This window comes from Clostridium sp., assembly GCF_036642255.1.
In the GTDB taxonomy this organism is placed as follows: Bacteria; Bacillota; Clostridia; order Clostridiales; family Clostridiaceae; genus Clostridium_J.
The window spans coordinates 52019-73175 of record NZ_JAVWDJ010000016.1 but is presented as its reverse complement, the minus strand read 5'-3'; the positions used below and the strand labels follow the sequence as shown (position 1 = coordinate 73175).

General features: G+C 30.8%; 22 protein-coding genes. 18 read left to right on the top strand and 4 right to left on the bottom strand.

Going from position 1 to position 21157, the window contains the following annotated elements:
- Nucleotides 1-288: 288 nt before the first annotated feature.
- On the top strand, nt 289-519 hold the full coding sequence (locus RR409_RS10905; RefSeq protein WP_332557782.1) for a heavy-metal-associated domain-containing protein: 231 nt from the start codon (nt 289-291) through the stop codon (nt 517-519).
- A 152-nt stretch (nt 520-671) separates the two neighbouring features.
- Nucleotides 672-953: a hypothetical protein gene (locus RR409_RS10900; RefSeq protein ID WP_332557781.1), complete on the top strand. Its 282-nt coding sequence runs from the start codon at nt 672-674 to the stop codon at nt 951-953.
- 137 nt (nt 954-1090) lie between these two features.
- Here RR409_RS10900 and RR409_RS10895 read toward each other — a convergent pair whose 3' ends face one another.
- Nucleotides 1091-2125 (bottom strand): NlpC/P60 family protein, encoded by a 1035-nt coding sequence (locus RR409_RS10895; RefSeq protein WP_332557780.1) that lies wholly within the window; start codon nt 2123-2125, stop codon nt 1091-1093.
- Nucleotides 2126-2515: 390 nt separating this feature from the next.
- Nucleotides 2516-3205 (bottom strand): TIGR01906 family membrane protein, encoded by a 690-nt coding sequence (locus RR409_RS10890; RefSeq protein ID WP_332557779.1) that lies wholly within the window; start codon nt 3203-3205, stop codon nt 2516-2518.
- Between the two features lie 518 nt (nt 3206-3723).
- Here RR409_RS10890 and RR409_RS10885 point away from each other — a divergent pair.
- The 8 genes from RR409_RS10885 to RR409_RS10850 all read left to right on the top strand — a co-directional run bounded on the left by RR409_RS10885 (nt 3724) and on the right by RR409_RS10850 (nt 10982).
- Entirely contained in the window at nt 3724-4413 is a 690-nt protein-coding gene (locus RR409_RS10885; RefSeq protein WP_332557778.1) for a response regulator transcription factor, read from the top strand.
- On the top strand, nt 4414-5772 hold the full coding sequence (locus RR409_RS10880; RefSeq protein ID WP_332557777.1) for an ATP-binding protein: 1359 nt from the start codon (nt 4414-4416) through the stop codon (nt 5770-5772).
- Between the two features lie 174 nt (nt 5773-5946).
- Nucleotides 5947-6126 (top strand): hypothetical protein, encoded by a 180-nt coding sequence (locus RR409_RS10875; protein ID WP_332557776.1) that lies wholly within the window; start codon nt 5947-5949, stop codon nt 6124-6126.
- Nucleotides 6127-6376: 250 nt separating this feature from the next.
- On the top strand, nt 6377-7093 hold the full coding sequence (locus tag RR409_RS10870; RefSeq protein WP_332557775.1) for a hypothetical protein: 717 nt from the start codon (nt 6377-6379) through the stop codon (nt 7091-7093).
- A gap of 296 nt (nt 7094-7389) precedes the next feature.
- On the top strand, nt 7390-7656 hold the full coding sequence (locus RR409_RS10865; RefSeq protein WP_332557774.1) for a metal-sensing transcriptional repressor: 267 nt from the start codon (nt 7390-7392) through the stop codon (nt 7654-7656).
- Between the two features lie 26 nt (nt 7657-7682).
- Complete coding sequence (locus RR409_RS10860) at nt 7683-10142, top strand: heavy metal translocating P-type ATPase (RefSeq protein ID WP_332557773.1); 2460 nt, start codon at nt 7683-7685, stop codon at nt 10140-10142.
- Nucleotides 10143-10194: 52 nt separating this feature from the next.
- Nucleotides 10195-10410 carry a heavy metal-associated domain-containing protein gene (locus RR409_RS10855; protein WP_332557772.1) on the top strand — a complete coding sequence of 72 codons (216 nt, stop codon included), beginning with the start codon at nt 10195-10197 and terminating at the stop codon, nt 10408-10410.
- 410 nt (nt 10411-10820) lie between these two features.
- Complete coding sequence (locus RR409_RS10850) at nt 10821-10982, top strand: hypothetical protein (RefSeq protein WP_332557771.1); 162 nt, start codon at nt 10821-10823, stop codon at nt 10980-10982.
- 670 nt (nt 10983-11652) lie between these two features.
- On the opposite strand, the gene RR409_RS10845 is transcribed toward RR409_RS10850, so the two are convergent.
- The gene (locus RR409_RS10845) at nt 11653-13425 is read right to left on the bottom strand and encodes a sulfite exporter TauE/SafE family protein (RefSeq protein WP_332557770.1); all 1773 of its coding nucleotides are present in this window, start codon (nt 13423-13425) and stop codon (nt 11653-11655) included.
- A 287-nt stretch (nt 13426-13712) separates the two neighbouring features.
- On the opposite strand from RR409_RS10845, the gene RR409_RS10840 reads away from it, so the two are divergent.
- Nucleotides 13713-14150: a MarR family transcriptional regulator gene (locus tag RR409_RS10840; RefSeq protein WP_332557769.1), complete on the top strand. Its 438-nt coding sequence runs from the start codon at nt 13713-13715 to the stop codon at nt 14148-14150.
- Nucleotides 14151-14165: 15 nt separating this feature from the next.
- Nucleotides 14166-14666, top strand: coding sequence for an arsinothricin resistance N-acetyltransferase ArsN1 family A (locus RR409_RS10835; RefSeq protein ID WP_332557768.1), 501 nt, complete (start codon nt 14166-14168; stop codon nt 14664-14666).
- 143 nt (nt 14667-14809) lie between these two features.
- Here the strand turns inward: RR409_RS10835 and RR409_RS10830 are convergent, their stop codons facing one another.
- The gene (locus RR409_RS10830) at nt 14810-15748 is read right to left on the bottom strand and encodes a hypothetical protein (protein ID WP_332557767.1); all 939 of its coding nucleotides are present in this window, start codon (nt 15746-15748) and stop codon (nt 14810-14812) included.
- A gap of 405 nt (nt 15749-16153) precedes the next feature.
- On the opposite strand from RR409_RS10830, the gene RR409_RS10825 reads away from it, so the two are divergent.
- The 6 genes from RR409_RS10825 (at nt 16154) to RR409_RS10800 (ending at nt 21137) form a co-directional block, all read left to right on the top strand.
- Nucleotides 16154-16549, top strand: coding sequence for a metalloregulator ArsR/SmtB family transcription factor (locus tag RR409_RS10825; protein ID WP_332557766.1), 396 nt, complete (start codon nt 16154-16156; stop codon nt 16547-16549).
- Nucleotides 16550-16599: 50 nt separating this feature from the next.
- Nucleotides 16600-17013: an arsenate reductase ArsC gene (locus RR409_RS10820; RefSeq protein WP_332557765.1), complete on the top strand. Its 414-nt coding sequence runs from the start codon at nt 16600-16602 to the stop codon at nt 17011-17013.
- Between the two features lie 35 nt (nt 17014-17048).
- A complete protein-coding gene (arsB, locus tag RR409_RS10815; protein ID WP_332557764.1) occupies nt 17049-18101 on the top strand; it encodes an ACR3 family arsenite efflux transporter in 1053 nt (350 codons plus the stop codon).
- A gap of 252 nt (nt 18102-18353) precedes the next feature.
- The gene (gene arsD / locus RR409_RS10810; protein ID WP_332557763.1) at nt 18354-18662 is read left to right on the top strand and encodes an arsenite efflux transporter metallochaperone ArsD; all 309 of its coding nucleotides are present in this window, start codon (nt 18354-18356) and stop codon (nt 18660-18662) included.
- 1 nt (nt 18663) lies between these two features.
- The gene (locus RR409_RS10805; protein WP_332557762.1) at nt 18664-20490 is read left to right on the top strand and encodes a TRC40/GET3/ArsA family transport-energizing ATPase; all 1827 of its coding nucleotides are present in this window, start codon (nt 18664-18666) and stop codon (nt 20488-20490) included.
- A gap of 278 nt (nt 20491-20768) precedes the next feature.
- Nucleotides 20769-21137, top strand: coding sequence for a metalloregulator ArsR/SmtB family transcription factor (locus tag RR409_RS10800; protein WP_332557761.1), 369 nt, complete (start codon nt 20769-20771; stop codon nt 21135-21137).
- Nucleotides 21138-21157: the final 20 nt, after the last annotated feature.

The following is a 21157-nucleotide window of genomic DNA, read 5'->3' as shown; positions in this document are numbered from 1 at the left end:
ATAATACAAGCAATGAGAGACTAAAGCAGTTTTTGAGTATAATAGATAGTTAATATTAACTTACTAGTGAGACCTTTAACACAAAGTATATATTGTGTTAAAGGTCTTTTTAGTGATATTTAGAGAGTGAAGTAGCACTATAAATATAAAAAACTTAAAAATAAGCTATTTCTATAATTGCAAAATATTTAAAAATATTATACTTGGGACTCAATTTAGTGCAAAGAAATACCATCTTCATTTTATCTTCATACGGGTGATATATAATAAAGAAAAGGAGGAGAAGTGATGAAAAGTTATGTTACAAAGTTTAAGCAAGAGAATATGCTTTGTCACAAATGTTTAATGAATGTAGTGAAAAGTCTTAGTGAACTTAAGGGGTTAGAGGAGATTAACGTAGACTTAAATTCCCAAAGGATAAAAGTTGTATATAGAGATAAGGCCATATCGAAAGATGATATTAAATATAGAGTAAATGAGTCGATTTTAACTGGCAAAGTCAAAACAATGGCGCGATAAGTTATAAATTTCAGAGTAATTATAGACTTCCACCATGAAAGATTATTGTATTAATTCTTAGAAGAATTAAGTTAACCAGGGGAGGCTAATATATGAGTTAAGTCTTACTTTGGTTCCCAAAAATAAAGCAGAAAAGATAAGGAGTGTATTAAATGAAATGTCACGGAGATAACAATAATACGAATAAGAAACATAATCCAATAAAGCATATGCTTATGATGGTACTTTGTTGCGGACTTCCAATTTTAATCGTGGGTGCAATACCACTACTGAATATTGGAGGAGGATTTAAAGCACTACTATTAACCATTTCTCCATTTATTTGTCCTATAATGATGCTGTTTATGATTCCTATGATGTTTAAGAGCATGAAAGGTGGAGACTGTTGTAGTGGGAAAAAAGGACAAAGTGAAGAAATAGATAAAGTATTATAGGGATATAACAATTTAATAATATAGTTTTAAAGTATCCTTTCACTTTATATTAAAATCACCCTTTGCTTGAATTAAGAAATGAAATTCAAGCAAAGGGTGATTTATATTTCTAAGAAGTATAACCTGAGAAAGGTTAATTAATTCATTACTCTTCTTGCAGTTATATAATCTGGTCTATCGTAGTTTGAAATTTTCACAACATCACCTGTTTGAGGTGAATGAATATACTTACCATTACCAACGTAAATTCCCATGTGGTTTGGAACTCCACCTTCACCATAGAACACTAAATCACCTGGTTGAAGTTCACTTCTTGAAATTCCTACGCCATTCTTTATTTGATGTTTTGTAGTTCTTCCCAAACTTACACCAAAATTCTTATATACATATTGAGTGAAACCTGAACAATCAAAGCCAGAAGGCGTTGTTCCACCCCATACATAAGGCGTTCCTAAGAACTTATATGCATATTGTAGTACTTCATTACTAGACGAAGGTACTTCACCACCTCGTGAAGCACGTTGGTTTGTAGAGGCTAACTGTAGTAATGATTCATCTGCTTCTGAAACAAGTAGAGTTTCTTGTTGTTTAATTTCATCTATTAATTTACTTTGTTCAACCTTAGTAGCTTCAAAATTGGCTATTTTTCTAGTGTTTTCTTGATTTAGAGTTAAGAGTTTCGTTCTTTCCTCATTTAACTTATTTTGTTTTATATTTAAATCCTCTTGTTTTAATTTTACACTTGCGATAATTTCATTGTTAAATTTTATTATATTATTTAAAGCCGACACTCTTGTAAGAAGATCACTAAAACCTTTTGATTTGAACAGAACATCTAGATAAACATCGAAACCACTTATGTACATTGCCCTCATTCTTTTGTTGAATAGCTGTTGCTCATTTTCTAATTCTTTCTCAATTAGGTTTAAAGTGTCCTCAGTAAGCAAAGTTTCTTCTTGTATAGTTTTTAGCTGCTTTTCATTATTCTGGATTTCATCTAAAGCATGTTCAATTTCCATATCATACTTTTCAATCTTTTGAGTTATTTTAAATATCTTATCTTCAAGCTGTTGATTTTGTGCTTGTCCAGATATTGGGGTGGCAAACACTGGGGTGCTCATTGCAGTTACTAATGTAAGGGTTGCTATAAAAATTCTTAAATTTTTTTTCATTGCCTTCTCTCCTTTAGTTTAAATTATCTATGATTACTTTTCTTTGCTTCATCATAGTTTTATCACCTCTGACGCAAGGCTAAAATATATATAGTTACTTCTTTTAGGAAGCTGATATCAAAATATACTACTACACTGATTTACAGCGGTTTTTCTAGGCTTTTTTAGATTGTATAATAATATTTTAATTTGGAAGGTTAGAGTTAACAGGAAGCATGTTCAGTGGCTGAAGCTAAAACAAAATTTGTTTTAGCTTCAGCACTGATTTTGTAATGCTTTTTACAAATATTTATATGTTTTTAATAAAGCTTCAAGGGGGACTTGATTATCTAGTATGTTAACAATGAGATGTGTAGAGGTTATGAAGAATGGAAGTGTAATATCTTCCAATTATTTATTAGAATAGTTTTTAGAAGATATTTTTTTATAAACTAAAGCTAAAACTAAGCTACTTATGATTATTAAAATTAAAATGAATACAGCGGAATGAAAGAAAAATTCTTGAGGTAGTATATTGATAATTGGATCAAATTCAGGATCAAATTGCCAGTTCCCATTAGGAAAGAATATCTTATGAAAGATAACAAAGCTTACATCAAAGTTCACAACAAAGGCAACCATGAGAACCAAGGGCAAAACTAAGAGGGTTTTAGAAGTTTTCTTTAAAAGATCAAAGTCTTTTAGTTTTGAGCTAGCCCATACACCAATGCTGGTAATAATTAAGGATATAACAAGAAGAATATCAAAGGAAATAAATACATTCTTTACTTCTTTAAAATGGATTTGGCCAACTTGTGAATATGTTATTGATGGAAGATTAAATGGTTGCGCCTTTGGTATCAATAAATAGTTAATTACATAATTATAATTTTTTATTATTTCTTCTTTAGTGAAGCCTGAAAGTTTTTCAATGTTTAAATATTCAATATCAAAATAATAAAGAGGTTTAAATAGTAGGGTTATCTTCACTGCTAAAGAAATAATAAGAAGACTAAAGAATAAGGCAAACAATGATTGAAAAAGTTTATATTTTCTGTGGTTGTTATTTTTTATTTCGGACACATAATCTAATAAATACATTTTTCTAACTCCTTATTTATAAATTTTTTGTTTCACTAATTACTATAAAGAATACATATGTAGATAGTATGAAGTGGTAGTATGTAGCCGTTATGTGAGGCCAATAAAAGCTGATAACTATTGGAGAAGGAATATATTAAATTACAAGTTGTGTTATGTATAAATATATGTGTGAATATCAGTGGATTAAAGTGTTTTAGGCAGGTATCATGAGGAACTTTTTTATTCTAAAAATAAATTTTTATTTGAAGCTAATTTTTTTCATCCCTTATGATATAATCTTCATAAAATCTTTAAAGAGAATTGGTAAAGTATTTATATTATTAAAAGATAAATAGGGATTTTAAGTAGAAATTTAATATAAGGATATCTAAAGATATTAAAGAAATCAAGGTAGATTCATGTAGGAGTTAAATTTTGCATGAAGCTGTCTATAGGCTAATCAGCGAATCAAAAGATTTTAAGGAAATATAAAAATACAAGTTAATTTTAGCACAATGATTAAGAGGTGAAGTACTATGAAAAATATTTTGATAATTGAAGACGAGGAAAGTGTTTCCGAAGTTTTAAAAGCTTATTTAGAAAAAGAAGGATATAAGGTAAGCTCCACCACTAGAGGATTAGAAGGTATAGAACTTTTCAAAACCATAGATTTTAAGTTAGTAATTCTTGATTTAATGCTACCTGACATTAGTGGAGAAGAAGTATGTAAAATTATAAGAGAGAAATCTAATGTGTATATTTTCATGCTAACTGCCAAAGGGGCTTTAAATGATAGAGTAGAAGGGTTAAACATGGGAGCAGATGAATATTTGATTAAACCCTTTAGTCCTAGAGAATTAACAGCAAGAGTTAATGCCTTATTTAGAAGATTAAATATGAAACAAGACGAGAAAGAAGAGCTTCTTTTTAATGATGGAACATTGAGTGTTGATTATGATAAAAGAATTGTAAAAGTCAACGAGGAAGAGATACCTTTCACACCTAATGAATTTGATATACTTTACACACTTATTATTAACAAAGGCAAAGTTTTATCAAGAGAGCAACTTATAGATAAAATCTTTGGAATGGATTTTGATGGCTATGATAGAACTGTGGATGTTCATATAAAAAATATTCGCAAGAAAATCGAAGAAGATACTAGAAACCCTAAATATGTTATTACAGTAATTAAGATAGGCTACAAATTTGGTGGTGAGAGTTAGATGCAGACTATTAGAAAAAGGTTAGGGATACTATTTGCTATTGCATCAATTTCAGCAATAATTTTAATTACACTTTTTGTGAATGTAACTATTAGTAGTAAGTTCAATCAATATATGATAGAGACTCAAAATAAAAGAGATGAGCGAATAGTAAGCCATTTTGAGGAGATTTATAAAAGAGAAGGGAAATGGACAGCGGACTCTGGAAGCGAATTGATCCATGAAGCAAATATGAGTAACTATTGCTTGACTCTTTTAGATGTGAATAAGAAGACTATTTGGGGAATGAATCCAAGTGACATTGAAGATTTGTCTCACTTTAATGCAATGTTTGTAAAAGATACGGGTGTGTATACTTCTAAAACTTTCGAAATCAAAGCGGATGGTACTATAGTTGGATATGTAGATATCGGACAGTACTCTTCAGTGCTATTGTCAGAAGAAGATATAACCTTTAAGACATCAGTAAATAAAAGTATAATTGTAAGTGGAATTATAACTTTACTCATAATAATTTTTATAAGCCTTTATTTTTCAAAACAACTCTCCACACCAATTAAAGAAGTAGCTAATATGTCTGTAAGTTTATCTAAAGGTAATTTTAACACTAAATCCAGTACAGAAAGTAATATTGAAGAGCTAGAAAATTTAAGGGATAGCATTAATATATTAGGAGAAAAGCTTAAGAATCAGGATTTACTGAGAAAGAGACTGGTAGCAGATATATCTCATGAGATAAGAACTCCTTTAAATGTACTACAAAACAATTTAGAAGCAATGATAGATGAGGTATTTCCAGTTACCACAGAAAGACTAACATATCTAAATGAAGAAGTGATGAGATTTGGAAAGCTATTAAATAATCTTAATACTCTACGGGATTTTGAAGAAGAGAGCATTAAACTAAATTTTGAAGTAGTGTCCTTAGATAAACTAATAATAGATGTATGCAAGGAATTTAATAGTGTAGCAGAAGCTAAAAAAATAAAAATGGACTACTATATAATGGCGAATGAGAATTTTGATATAACAGGAGATAGAGATAAATTAAAGCAAGTATTTATAAATTTAATATCTAATGCCATTAAATTTAATAAAGTTGGTGGAACAGTTTTTGTTAAGTTGTTTACTGAAGATAAAAAAATTGTTGTAGAAATTAAAGATGATGGTATAGGGATTAAAGAAGAAGATTTGGGATTTATATTTGAGAGGCTTTACAGAGGTGATAAGAGTAGACATGAAATTGAAGGCAGTGGGATAGGATTAACTATTGTTAAAAGCATATTACAGCTTCATTCTGCAACTATAGAGGTACAAAGTAAAGAAGAGGAAGGGTCCATATTTAAGCTATATTTTTAAAAGAAAACTATGAGTTATTTTGAGGAGTTAGGTACTAAATTAAATAATTTTGAAACACAGTATAACCTGAACTAAGTTTTTGGAGTATTAATAGATTAACTTACAAAAATCATATAATTACCAATATATTAGCACTGGTAATTTATAAAAAACGTCTTCATAGATATGGAGGCTATGCATAAAATGAATGGTGACCATGAAATGAAAAGTATGAATCATGAACACCACATGCATGATATGATAGGACATCATCATATGAACCATAATAAGCATAAGAAATGTGGAAAAAAGAAGAATAACCATTGCATGGAATCTCATTTGTGCCATCATCACAATGAAGAGTATCATCATTAATAAAATAATATAAGTTAATATAAATTATATTATTTTATTAATGATAAAAATCCCACCTGTATTTTAAGATGCAGATGGGATCTTTAATATTGATGAATCTATTTATAGAAACCAGAAAATATAAATACCAGTAGGTTTCAATAATTTCTTATAAAAATTTCTCAATTAATTATTTCTTCATACAGTCTTCATATGATTTAAATATTATATAAGTACAGACAATCAATTAATATTAAAGGGGATGAATTTAGTGAAAAAGGGAACAAAAATAATAAGTATTCTAATGTCGTCTGTGCTTGTTTTATCAGCAGTTGGATGTGGTAGAGTAGTAACGGGAAGCAAAGAAGCGGATAATGGACTAACAGCTTTTAATGAAATAGTAAAAGCTTATCCGGAAAATAAAGGCTTTCATAATGCTCTTCAACATTGGGGATTTAAGCTTCCAACAGGAGAAAAGTTTGAATGGAGCAAAGATATGTCAGCAAATAAAGCAGACTACGCAATGGTAATGCTAGCTGATCCACTGATTAAAGCTGGACTTGATGTTAATAAACTAGATAAAAATGAATGGATATTTGAGCCTGCAGGTAGATCAGAAGGAGAAGACTTACCTAACCGTCTAATTAAACCTTACAATGTAAGTGATAAAAAAGAAGATTCTAATGGTTCAGAGGACTCAATGAGAAGATTATTAAAAGCTGATTCAAAGATCATAAAATATCATAAGGATTTACAGCATTATAGATTAGTTCTTGGTGAAGGAAATGAAGTTCAATGGACAGAAAAATTAGGATTAAATGACGCGGACATGATTTTCGTTCTTAAAGCTGAACCACTTGTAAAAGCAGGTCTTGATGTAAGCAAGCTTGAAGGTAGTGGCTGGATGTTTAAAGAAGCAAGTAAGGATGATATGGGCATGGGAGAAAATCCTGATCAAATTATTCAAGTATACGATATAAAGAAATAATATAATAAAAAATAAAAAAAATATATTTTTTTAAAGGATTGACACCCCCCTAGGGGGTGGTATATTATAAAGGTGTAAGAAATTTAAATAGTATTATTTATTTCTTTAATAGTTCACTAATGTGTACTTACAAGCAAACATCAATGGTGTGTACAAGATCTATTTTGTGTAATGCTAAGTATGATAACAACTTATTGGGCCACTATTAGTAAATTCATATCTAGGCATTATCCAAAATGGACAAGCATACAAATTACGGTTTTAAATAAGAACACTTATGTGAGAGGAGAGGGAGGATGAAGGTCGAAAGAAACGAAGCGATGTTAGTCCTGAAAATTTCTAAGGGACAAATTGAAGGAATCATAAAAATGATAGAAGAAGAAAGATACTGCGTAGATATATCTAATCAGATTATTGCAGCACAAGCTCTTCTAAAAAAAGCTAATATGTTAATTTTAAAGCAACATTTACATCACTGTGTAAAAAATGCTGTAAAGCAAGATAATGGTGAAGAAAAAATTAATGAAATAATTGAAATCTTATCTAAGATAACAGAGAAGTAAAGATATTTATATAGGAGGGAAAGCAAATGGCAAATAAGTCATTAAAAATAGAAGGCATGACCTGTGCAGCTTGTGCAAAGAATATAGAAAGAGTCACTAAAAAATTGCAAGGTATAAGTGAAGCAAATGTAAATTTTGCCACAGAGAAACTTAATGTAAATTATGATGAAAATGTGGTTTCACTAACTGATATACAAGGAGCAATAGAAAAGGCGGGATACAAAGCTTTAATGGAAGCTAGTAGCAAAACTTTAAAAATACAAGGAATGACCTGTTCAGCTTGTGCAAAAACTATTGAAAAAGTAACAAGGAAACTGGATGGTGTTATTAGTTCAGATGTAAATGTTGCAACTGAAAAGTTAAGCATTGCCTATGAACCATCAAAGATCAGAGTTTCAGACATAAAAAAGGCAGTTGAAAAGGCAGGTTATAAAGCTTTAGAAGATGAAGCTACTGTTGATGCTGATAAAGAGAGAAAAGAGAAGGAAATAAAGCTGCTGTGGAAGAAGTTTGTTATAGCTGCAATCTTTACAGTACCGCTACTTATTATAACTATGGGACATATGTTTGGAGAGGGCATCGGATTTGAACTTCCTAAAATTATAGATCCTATGATGAATCCAAGAAACTTTGCGATGATCCAACTAGTATTAGTTTTACCAGTTATGGTAGCAGGAAACAAGTTCTTTACAGTAGGATTTAAATCCTTAATTAGAAGAAGTCCTAATATGGATACTCTAATAGCCATGGGTACCTCAGCAGCCTTCCTCTATGGTATTTTTGCTATAATTCAAATTTTTGATGGAAACGTAGATTATGCTTATGATTTATATTTTGAAGCAGCAGGTGTTATTATTACCCTTATACTTCTTGGTAAATATTTAGAAGCAGTAACAAAGGGAAAAACTTCTGAAGCTATTAAGAAACTTATGGGGCTAGCTCCTAAAACAGCTATTATAATAAGAGATGGTAAGGAGATAGAAATGCCTATTGAAGAAGTTGAAGTAGGGGATGTTATAGTAGTTAAGCCAGGTGAAAAAATGCCTGTGGACGGGGAAGTAGTACAAGGAACTACCTCCGTGGATGAATCTATGCTAACTGGTGAAAGTATGCCGGTAGAGAAAAATATTGGAGATAAGATAATTGGTGCAAGTATAAATAAAAATGGTACTATACACTACAAAGCTACTAGAGTTGGTAAGGATACAGCACTAGCTCAAATTATTAAATTAGTTGAAGATGCGCAAGGGTCCAAAGCTCCTATTGCAAAAATGGCAGATATAATTTCAGGTTATTTTGTTCCAGTAGTAATTTCTTTAGCTATTTTATCTAGCCTTGCTTGGTATTTTGTCGGCGGAGAAACTGGAGTATTTGCTCTTACCATATTCATATCAGTACTTGTTATTGCGTGTCCATGTGCTCTAGGACTTGCAACTCCAACAGCTATAATGGTGGGTACAGGTAAGGGTGCAGAACATGGTGTGCTTATTAAGAGTGGAGTTGCACTTGAAACAGCTCATAAAATTCAAACCATAGTATTTGATAAGACAGGAACCATTACTGAAGGTAAACCAAAGGTTACAGATATAGTAGTTAATGGTGAAATATCCAAAGAATACTTGTTACAACTTGCAGCTTCAGCTGAAAAAGGATCTGAGCATCCACTGGGTGAAGCCATAGTAAAAGATGCTGAAGAAAAGGCACTAGAGTTTAAAATGCTAGATTTCTTTAAAGCTATACCAGGTCATGGAGTAGAAGTTAAAATAGATGGTAAAGAGATTTTACTTGGAAATAGAAAGCTTATGGTAGAAAGTAATATATCCTTAGAAAACTTAGAGGAAACTTCTAACAAGTTGGCAAGCGAAGGAAAAACTCCAATGTATGTATCCATAGATGGAACCATGGCAGGAATCATAGCTGTTGCAGATACTGTTAAGGAAAATAGTAAAAAGGCTATCGAAAAGCTTCATAAAATGGGAATTGAAGTTGCCATGATTACTGGAGATAATAAAAGAACTGCTGAAGCTATAGCTAGACAAGTGGGAATAGATAGAGTTTTATCTGAAGTTTTACCACAAGATAAAGCTAATGAAGTGAAAAAGCTTCAAGCTGAAGGTAAAAAAGTTGCCATGGTTGGTGATGGTATTAACGATGCTCCAGCCCTAGCACAAGCAGATATAGGAATAGCCATAGGTTCTGGTACAGATGTTGCAATGGAATCAGCAGATATAGTTTTAATGAAGAGCGATTTAATGGATGTTCCAACTGCAATACAATTGAGTAAAAATACTATAAGAAATATAAAAGAAAATCTGTTCTGGGCCTTTGGATACAACACCTTAGGAATACCAGTTGCCATGGGGATTGTATATCTCTTTGGAGGACCACTTTTAAATCCTATCATAGCTGCAGCAGCAATGAGCTTTAGCTCAGTATCAGTATTATTAAATGCACTAAGATTAAAGAGATTTAAACCAGTTAGATAAAGAAGCTAAATAATATTAGTGAGGTTAATATAAATATTAGGAGGAATACAAAATGAAAAAGAAAATATCAATCGAAGGAATGAGCTGTAATCACTGTGTAAATCACGTTAAAGAGGCATTAAGTGAACTTAATGGGGTAGCAAGTGTAGAAGTTAATTTAGCATCTAAATATGCTGTTATAGAAGCAGATATTGATGTGAAAGATGAAGATATTAGATTTGCTATTGAAGATGCAGGATATGAAGTTATAGCTATAGAAATAATATAATAAAAGCAGTAAAGGGTTTTGAAGATTATAGCTATCAAAACCCTTTCTTTATATTTAAGAATTGGTTTTAGTATCTATGTAATTATTATCTAAGTTTTATATGAAGCTTAGATATAATTTTTCAATAAAGTCATCAGAAGGCTACTTAGATCTAACAACTCATGAGGGAGATTGACAACAAACAAAGTAGAGTTACGAATAAAGGAATTTTGGGAACAAAAGAATTTTGTTATACCAAAGTAATTTCCTTATGGGGTGTTTAATGTTTTGTTGCACTATAAGTATAGTAATTACATATAATATCCATATTTATGGATTAAAATAAACATAAGAACCTAGTATTCTTATAATTTATATATTTAGCTTTTAATTATAAATAATATTAACTTTATCATACAGGGAGGTAGAGCATGGGAATATTTTCTATTATGAAAAAAAATAAGGAATCACAGGAAGAGTCAAAATCTAATTTTAATGTTGCAATCACACCTACGGTTTTAAATGATGTAATATCACTTTTAAATAAGCAAAATAAAACTGCTGTAAGATTTGTTGTAGCTGGAATGTGTTGAAGTGGCAGTAAATTTGCTGTTGTTCTGGATGAACAAAAAGAAAATGACTTGGTAGTAGAACAAGATGGGGTAAAATTTGTTATAAATAGCAACTATAAAAACCTTGTTGGTACTTTGGAAGTAACAAAGGAAAATAATCAAATTACTGCTAAAAATCTTGGATAAAAAAACAATAAAGAGGAATTCGGCTAAACATCGAATTCCTCTTTATCATGAAAGTGAAAGTTATGCTCAATCATCGGGATGGAGGATTGAGTAAACTTACAATAGGTACATGTTAACAGAAACATATGTAGATAGTGTGAAGAATTCGACAAAATAATACAATTTTAATATGTAAGGTGAGGGGGCTGTAAAAAGTAATAAAAGAAATTCTATATGAATTTGGTATAAGCATGAATTCGTTAAAATCTAATAAAAACAAATATAATATAAAGAGACTTAGTAATTTTAGTATTGAAGCACAAGAAAAGTTGATATAAATGGATAGAGGTTTACGATATACTGAAAATAATAAAGAGGAATCTGTTGGCTGACAGATTCCTCTTTATTTAAACCATGAAAGTCTTTTCAACATCGGGGAACGATTATGATTAAACTTATCATATTTACATTATAAAACTTGTCTATGAAGATATTATGAAGTAATTAGAAAAATTTAGAGAACTTGTTAATTAATATATTTTCCACGTATTTCTTCTAGATTAGCATCTTTTAAATTATCAACAGCTTCGATTATTCCAAGTATTATTTCATCTTTAGCAATAGCATAGGCACCAGATTTAGTAGAATCAAACTCAACTTCAATTGTTCCTTTTTTTCCTGTGAAAGAAGTGATTTCTTCACCTGTATTGCCATCTAAAATATAAAAATCTCCATCTACTTCATCAAAGGCACTTAAATCAAAGATGAGCTTAGTTTTTGAACTGCTTTCTGTTACAACAATTAATGGTTGTAGTTCATAACCAATTCCTTTAATTATTGCACTTTGAGATCCATTTTCTACAACAGCTTTATTTACTAATATATCAGTTTTGATTTTGCTTAAATCAGAACCATAAATACTATTTTTTGCTTCTGTGCTTGAGTTGGAGCTGGAGTTAGCATCTACTGTATCCAAGTTGTCTACAACTTTTATTCTGCCTCCTATCATACCCATCCAACAACTAAAGTTTATATCCTTATCCCCAGGGGTAAATTCTATAATATTTTCTCCACTCTTTAATTTTTGTTGAACTTTTATAGATTGAGCTACAATAGCATTATTACAAGAATTTATTTGTTTTCCATCAATTACCCATTTAACAGGGATTCCCTTTTGAACATATAATACATTAGGGGTGTAACCTCTGCTATCAGCGGTCATATTAAGGATTTGAACACCATCTTTTATAATAGCCTTAGCACCACTAGCGCTATTAGAGCTAGATGAATCACTGGAATTTGAGCTTGAGAAATCTTGTGCTATATTCTTAAGAGCTGCTAAAGGATTAAGGTTTATTCCAGCTAAGGTAAAGCCTCTATTTCCCATAATGATACCAAGAACTATAATTAGAACACCGCTAAATTTAAGAATTTTCTTTGTGTAACCTTTACTTAAAAGTCCAGATACTGCACCAAAAGTTAGCATAAGAGGTACTGTTCCTAAAGCAAACATAAACATTGATAAAGCACCTTTTGTAGCACTGCCTGTACCTAAAGCAAATAGTTGCATAGTTTGAAGTGGGCCACAAGGCATAAGTCCATTCACAATACCCACTAAGAAAGGAGTCTTAGGTTTATTTTTCACTTTACAAGCTGAAATTGGGAGCTTAATATTAAATTTTCTAAAGGCACTAAACCCAGTCATATTAAGACCCATTATAATCATAAATCCACCCGCAAATATTTGTAGAGCCGATTTAGTAGCAATGGAAAGAGAAAATACAGAGCCTAGAGCACCAATTACTCCACCTAGAATTGTATAAGATACAACCCTGCCTAAGTTATATAAAAGTGCTGGTTCTATAGCATCAAACTTGTTTTTACTTACTTTGGTTAAGCTTTGGGAAAGCATTATTCCACCACACATACCTACGCAATGGATGGAGGTTAGAACCCCAACTAAAAATAGAACAGCGTATGAAGCATTAGCAAGTTTAGCTTCCATATCAAATCCACTAGTCTTCATTCCAAGTAGCACTATAGCAGCTACTACTATAAGAATTCCCATAAATTTATAATCCTTTGGAGCTTGTGTGCTATATCCAGCATTTTTTATAGAAGTTTTTATTTTATCTAGGGTACATTGGGTATCATCATATTCTACAACTGCATATTGTCCACTGTAATTAGCTTTTGCATAGATTACACCATTGATATGTTTGATAGCCTTTTCAACGCTAGTTTCACAGGAAGTACAGGTCATATCATAAACTTTGATTTTTTCTTTTTTAATACTCATAAATTCCCTCCTAAACAGATATTCTCACAGGATAAAAAAGCATTATATTTTATCTATGAGAACATTAAATAATTTATTCTTTTAATTTTCAAAGCACATCATAGTAATTCACCCAATCCTATGATTACTAAACTTTTTCTCATGAGAAAAGTATACAAAATTAATATGTTGATAATATGAAGATATAGGCACATTATTGAAAATTATGGAAAAATGTTTTAAAATCCTTTTACAAAACGGTTGCAAATTACAACTGTTTTAATTTACAATTATATTGAGGTGATTAAATGAAAACCAAGGGAAATGTTTATTTAAGGGAACTTATTAGACTACTAGTAAGAAATTTAGGAATACTGGAAAAAGACGAAGCCAGTTGTTGTGGTATCACAATTTCTCAATGTCATGCCCTAGTGGAAGTTGGAAGAACAGAGGAAGTATCACTAAATGAACTTTCAGAGTTATTGGGATTAGATAAAAGTACAATGAGTAGGACAATTAATAATTTAGTGGACTCAGGACTTGCCCAAAGAGAATTTCATCCTGAGGACAGAAGATATATAGCAATTAAATTAACAAAGGAAGGAGAAAAAATTTATAACAACATAGAAGATAGTATGGATAAATATTATAAAAGTATTTTTGAAGCTATTCCTGAAGAAAAGCGAGAACAAGTACTCGAGAGCTTAAGTTTATTGACTGAGGCTGTTAAGAAAAATAAATGTTAATAGGGGGAGTGGAATATGGGGTTTCAAGTTAGAGAAGCAACTATAAATGATGTAGATTCAATTACAAAGATTTATAACCAAGGTATAGAGGATAGGATTGCGACCTTAGAAACTAGGCTTAGAGATTGCAATGAGATGATTCAATGGTTAAACACTAGAGAGCCAAGATACAAAGTACTTGTTATTGAAGATAGTGGTAAGTTAGTTTATGGTTGGGCATCCATTAATGTTTTTAATTCTAGATGTTGTTATAGTGGAGTTGGTGATATTTCAATTTATATAGGTAGAGAGTATAGGGGGAAAGGCTTAGGGAAGATTTTATTACAAGGATTGCTAAAGATAGCTAAAGAGCAAGAGTTTCATAAACTTATACTAAGCACCTTTGATTTTAATAAAGTTGGACATAAACTATATAAGTCGTTAGGCTTTCGGGAAGTAGGGACATATATGGAGCAGGGAATTCTAGATGGTAAGTTTATTAATATAACCATTATGGAAAAGCTTTTACAGGACTAAAATATAAAAATAAACTAGCAAGGCATTGAACTGCACTCTGTCTACCATGGAGGGTGCATATCACTATCTTTGCTAGTTTTATTATTTTTCTTGATATAAGTTTTAATTTAAAATCTAAGCTAAGTAGTTAAATTATCTAGACCTTAAACACTTTCAATAAATAATGCTAATTCTTCTCGTTTTGTTTTATCCTGTTTATTCATGTTATCTAAAGAACTAGTAAGTCTATTAATAATAACATGTATGTTATTAGCTACATCAACCACATTATTAAGAGATTCTTCTATTTGGGATTGAACAACCCAATCTGAAATTAGTCCATCGAAAAAGTAGTCTGCAAAGGTATCAAAGCCACCGATATTAAGGGTAATATCTGCACCAATGTTTACATCTTTAAGCTCAGTTTGAAACTTATTAATAAGATTTTGAGCTACAAAAGCATGGACATTTGCTTCATCAATTTTAGAATGTTTTGAGGCAGTTGCCCAAAGTCCACCACCAACTAAGTCCCAAGTTCCCCAGTTTTCAGCACTCTCCAGGGTAGAAATAACATTTTGCAATTCTAGATAAACGGCATTTCCAGCAGTAAGGGCTTCTTCTAACTCTTTCATATTACATTGAATATCAGCTAATTCTTCAGAAATATTAATTAGTTGAAGTTTATTTTTATCGTTAATATTAAATATGAGCTTTTTCTTTTCTTCAATTAAGGCTTCATATTCCCTTTGTGAATCACTTAATTCACTTAGAGATGCCTCATATTTTGAAATATGTCCAGTTAAGGAAGTAACGCTGCTATAGCATTCATCATATTTTAATTTAGCAAGAAGTAATTCCTGTTTTTCCTTATTTAATTGCTCGTCTTTATTTCTAAGAATACTATGGAATAATGCAGTAACAGTCAACCCTTCTAATTTTTTTACGTCTAAGGCTTCTTTATCAAGTTGATTTTTTAAATCTTCAAGCTTTGAATTTTCTTTTCCTAAGTTTTCCTTTGTATTTTTCAACATAGTTTCAAGTCTTTCATATTGTCTTATTTTTTCTTTTGATTTAATGATTTCATTGGTAATCTCTGTAAACATATAAACCTCTCTTTTCTTAAGTAGATATAAACGTTACATCTATTTAAAAATTAATAAATATTTGGTAATTCCATATTAACTATTATAAATTATTATTTCTGTATTAGCTATTGAAAAGTTTAAGATTAACTAAGAGATAAAATTATAAAGATTTTCCTGTGATTTTATTAAATGCTTTAAAAATAAGGTGTTTTTATACCTACAATATGTGAAATGAATAAATAATTAAATAAATAAAAGTTATAAAAGGGTGAAGTTATAAATATTACTAAGATTATTTAATTTACCAATGTAAGTTAAACATTCTATTCTTTTTTCAAAATAATAGGTTTAATATTGAAAATTACTATAATTTCAGTTAACATATGATTATAAACGAATATGATAATATGAGAGGTGAAGAAATTGGACTTGTTACAAGTGATGAAAGCTTTATCTGATGAGACGCGGATGAGAATTCTCTACCTGCTAAAAGATGGTGATTTATGCGTTTGCGAGCTTGAATTATTGCTAGACATAAATCAATCAAATGCATCAAGGCACCTTAATAAATTAACAAATGCTAAGATATTAGAATATTATAAAGTTGCAAAGTATGTTTACTATAAAATGAATCCAGAAATAATAAATGAATTTCCATTTATAAAGGAAATTATAGATAACCATGGAAGTAAAATAAATCAGTGTAATTTAGATTATGAGAAACTTAAGAAATACAAGGAAAGTGGTCTAACTTGTGATGATTTAAAAGAAGGAAAAGTTAATTATGAATGTAATTGTGAAAACAATTGCCAGGTGTAAATAATAAAAGTAAAGATGCCATTAAAAAAACATTAAAATGGAGGGAAAACATGAAAACAAAAGTAGCTTTTATATGTGTACACAATTCTTGTAGATCACAAATGGCAGAAGCCTTAGGAAAACTATTTGCAGGAGAGGTGTTTGAAGCATATTCAGCAGGAACTGAAACAAAGCCACAGATAAATAAAGATGCAGTTAGAATAATAAAAGACTTATATAATGTTGATATGAATAAAACTCAAAAGTCAAAACTTTTAACTGATATACCAGAAGTTGATGTAGTAATAAAAATGGGCTGCAATGTAGTGTGTCCTATATTACCAGGAAAGCATATTGAGGATTGGGGTTTAGAAGATCCTACTGGTAAAAGCGATGAAGAGTTTATTAAAACAGCAAAAACTATTAAGGAAAAAATTAAGGACTTAGCTAAGAGAATTGAAAATAATGAGATATTGAATGATTAAATGCAATATTAGATAAATTTTTAGGAGGATTTTTTATGAGTAAAAAAGAAACCGCAGGAATTAGTTTTTTTGAAAAGTATCTAACAATTTGGGTAGCTGCCTGCATGATTATTGGAGTATTGATAGGAAAATTTTTACCTGCTATTCCTGAGGCTTTAAGTAAGTTCGAATATGCAAAAGTTTCTATTCCAGTTACGATTTTAATTTGGTTGATGATTTATCCCATGATGATAAAAATTGATTTTGGAAGTATTGTTCGTGTAATGAAAATGCCTAAGGGGTTAATAGTAACTTGCACAACAAACTGGCTTGTGTCACCTTTTAGTATGTATGCAATAATGTCATTATTTATGTTTGTGATTTATCGTAACATTATCCCTGGAGACTTAGCAAAAGAATATCTTGCTGGAGGAGTGTTACTAGCATCTGCCCCTTGTACTGCTATGGTATTTGTTTGGAGTACCTTATCAAAAGGTAATCCAGCATACACTTTAGTTCAAGTTGCTGTAAATGATATTATATTATTATTTGCCTTCACTCCAATTGTTGCATTCCTTTTAGGTATTAGTGGTATACAAATTCCTTGGGCTACACTTTTATTATCAGTAGTTTTATATGTTGTTTTACCATTAACAGCTGGTGCAATTACGAGAAGAACTGTGATAAAAAATAGAGATGAAGAGTATCTTAAAAATGTGTTTTTGAAGAAGTTTGATAATGTTACAATCACTGGTTTATTATTAACCTTAATTATTACAATTTCTTTCCAAGGGCAAACTATTCTTCAAAACCCACTTCATATATTCCTAATTGCAATACCAATGGTTATCCAAACTTTTTTAATATTCTTCATAGCTTATACTTGGAGCAGATTGTGGAAGTTACCACATAATATTGCTGCACCAGGTGGAATGATTGGTGCATCAAACTTCTTTGAACTTGCAATAGCTGTTGCAATTTCATTATTTGGTTTGAACTCAGGGGCAACATTAACAACTGTTGTTGGAGTATTGGTAGAAGTTCCAGTAATGCTCACTCTTGTTAAAATAGCAAACAATACAAAACATTGGTTTCCTAAGGAGAGTTAAGGAAACTTACATGGTTAATTAATAATTGTTATTTCCCAGTTGAAACTATGAAGGTTTCAACTGGGAAATTTGTATAAAATAAAAGTTATAGGGTTTAAATAGTATTACATAGATAAAGTTAATGGAAGTTTATCTATGTAGAGTTATTTGAATTTTATTAATCCATAAATAAAGTTTATTGCATAAGAGGTAATCTATAAAAACAATATATGTATTAGTATATAAATAAGATATTAAAAGGAGATATAAATTATGAAGTTAGAATTTTATGAAAAACCAATGTGTTGTCCTTCAGGAATCTGTGGGCCTTCCGTAGATGAAACTTTAGTGAAATTGCAAGAAAATATAAAAACATTACAAGAAAAGTATAGTGATTTACAAGTTGAAAGATATCAGCCACAGACTCATGGCCTTAAGTTTATGGTGGCAAGGGAAGTGTCTCAATTTGTTAAAGAAGAAAAGATGAAGGCACTTCCAATAACAATGGTAAATGGGAAAATAATAAAAAAAGGTGAGTACCCAACTTTAGAGGAAATTGAGAGTGCACTAAGGAGTGAATAAAATGAGCCCTAAGTTTATGTTTTTTTCTGGAAAAGGTGGAGTAGGTAAGACTTCTATGGCTTGTACTACATCAGTACATCATGCGGAAAAGGGACTTAAGACGCTGATTGTAACTACAGACCCAGCTTCAAATTTATCAGATGTGTTTGAACAGGAAATTGGGCATAAGGTAACTAAAATTAACAATATAGAAAACCTTTATGCTATGGAAATAGATCCTGATAAATCTACTGAAGAATATAAGGAAAGACTTTTAGCTCCTATGAGAGAATTGTTTTTCGATGAGGATATGATTAAAATTGCTGATGAACAGCTTAGTGGACCTTGTACAGCAGAGATGGCTTCCTTTGATAAGTTCATTGATTTTATGGGAGAAGAAGAGTATGAGGTAATAATCTTTGATACTGCGCCAACAGGGCATACCATAAGATTATTAGAGCTTCCTATAGATTGGAGCAAACATATTGAAGAGGCGTCAAAAGGAAGTGGGCAAACCTGTATGGGCCCAGTTTCTATGATTCAAGAAAGCAAGGGGAAATTTGATAGAGCTATAGAGAAGCTAAGAGATAAAAATCAAACAGAATTTATCTTTGTTATGCAGCCTGAAGCTACATCACTAGATGAAACTTTAAGATCTTCAAAGGAATTAGAGGAACTTCAAATTCATACCTCAAAGGTTATAATTAATGGATTCATACCTGAAGAAGAAGCAAAAAACCAATTCTTCAAGAGTAGATATGAAATGCAACAAAAACATTATGAAGAAGCCAAAGAAATCTTTAAGGGAATAACACTAGAGACTATGGAATTATTCCATACAGAACTTAAGGGGATTGAAAGGTTTAGAATTATTGGTGACGCGTTATTTAATGGAAAGTCTGTAAATAAGCATATTGATAAGTCTGAATTTGAAGATATCAAGGATGTAACTTCAAAAAAAGATGATGTAAGTAAGCTAATATATCCTGAGAAAAATCAGCATAAAAATATTTTCTTCTCAGGAAAGGGTGGAGTAGGAAAAACTGTAATGGCCTGTGTTACTGCGGTGAAAATTGCAGCACAAGGTTATAAAACCTTATTACTTACCACTGATCCCGCAGCTCATATTGGAAAGGTTCTAGATAAACCTATAGGGGATGTTCCTAGTAAAATAGAAGGAATGGAAAATCTTTATGCAGCTAAGATAGATCCAAAGGCTGCTTTTGAAGAATATAAGAAAAATGTGTTAGAGGAAGCTAGAAAAAGGTTTAATGAAAACACCGTGCGTACTATGGAAGAGGAGTTAAATTCTCCTTGTACAGAAGAAATGGCAGCTTTTCAAAAGTTTATAGCTTATGCAAGTGAATCAGAATATGAAGTTATAGTATTTGATACAGCCCCTACTGGCCACACCTTAAGATTACTAGAGCTACCTATGGATTGGAGCAAACAAATCCAAATTAAAGCAGGGGTGGATGCGGAAATAAGTGAAGAAGATAGAAAGCAAAAGGAAAGATTTGATAAGGTTATTTCCATGATGAAGGATAAAGATATAACAACCTTTGCCTTTGTAATGTATCCTGAAAAAACTCCAATAATTGAAGCTTATAGAGCATCTGAAGAACTAAAATCCACAGGAATACAAACTCAGCTTGTGGTAGCTAACCTAATAATTCCTGAAGAGCAGGTTACTACTGATTTCTTTAGAAATAGAAGAAATATGCAGGAAAAATACCTAGTTGAAATAAGAAATACTTTTAATTCTTCCAAGGTAATAAGAGTTCCTATGTATGATAAGGAAATTAAGGGACTTGAAATGTTAAAGGAAATAGGAGAAACTGTTTTGTAATATAAATTTAATTAGAAAGAGGTTGACATACAGCTAGGTTAAAAAACCACTGTTGCCAGCCTCTTTAAACTTTAAGAAAATGTTGAAAATGTATAAATTTATGAATATGTTAAATTTCAGTAACATCATTGACCAAAAATTAATTCAGGCATATAATGCTTATATACCCATATGCGTATATAAGCATTATGTTTTACATAAGGTCTTTGATAATTAACTGCTTTAATAGTTTATTATTTCATAGAACCTATATAGAATTTTAAAAAAGAGGTGATATTTTGGATAAGTTAACAGATTTTTTTAAATTAATGTCAGATGAAACTCGCTTAAGAATATTAGTTTTGCTTTATCATAAAGAGCTATGTGTATGTGAAATGTGTGGAATAATGGAAGAATCACAGCCAAAGATTTCAAAACATCTAGCAAAGCTCAGAGACATGGGTCTTGTTAGAGACGAGCGAAAAGAACAATTTATTTTTTATTATCTAAAGGCTGATAATGAGCTTTTTAAAGGAGTAATAGAGAAAATAGTAGATAACATAGAAGATTATACTGTGTTAAAAAATGATATTGAAAGAAGTATGGATGCTGAAAAGTATTTAGAGACTTGTAAAAGTAAAGCTATAGATTTGATTAAAAACAAGTAAACAGTTTTGATTAGGGGGGT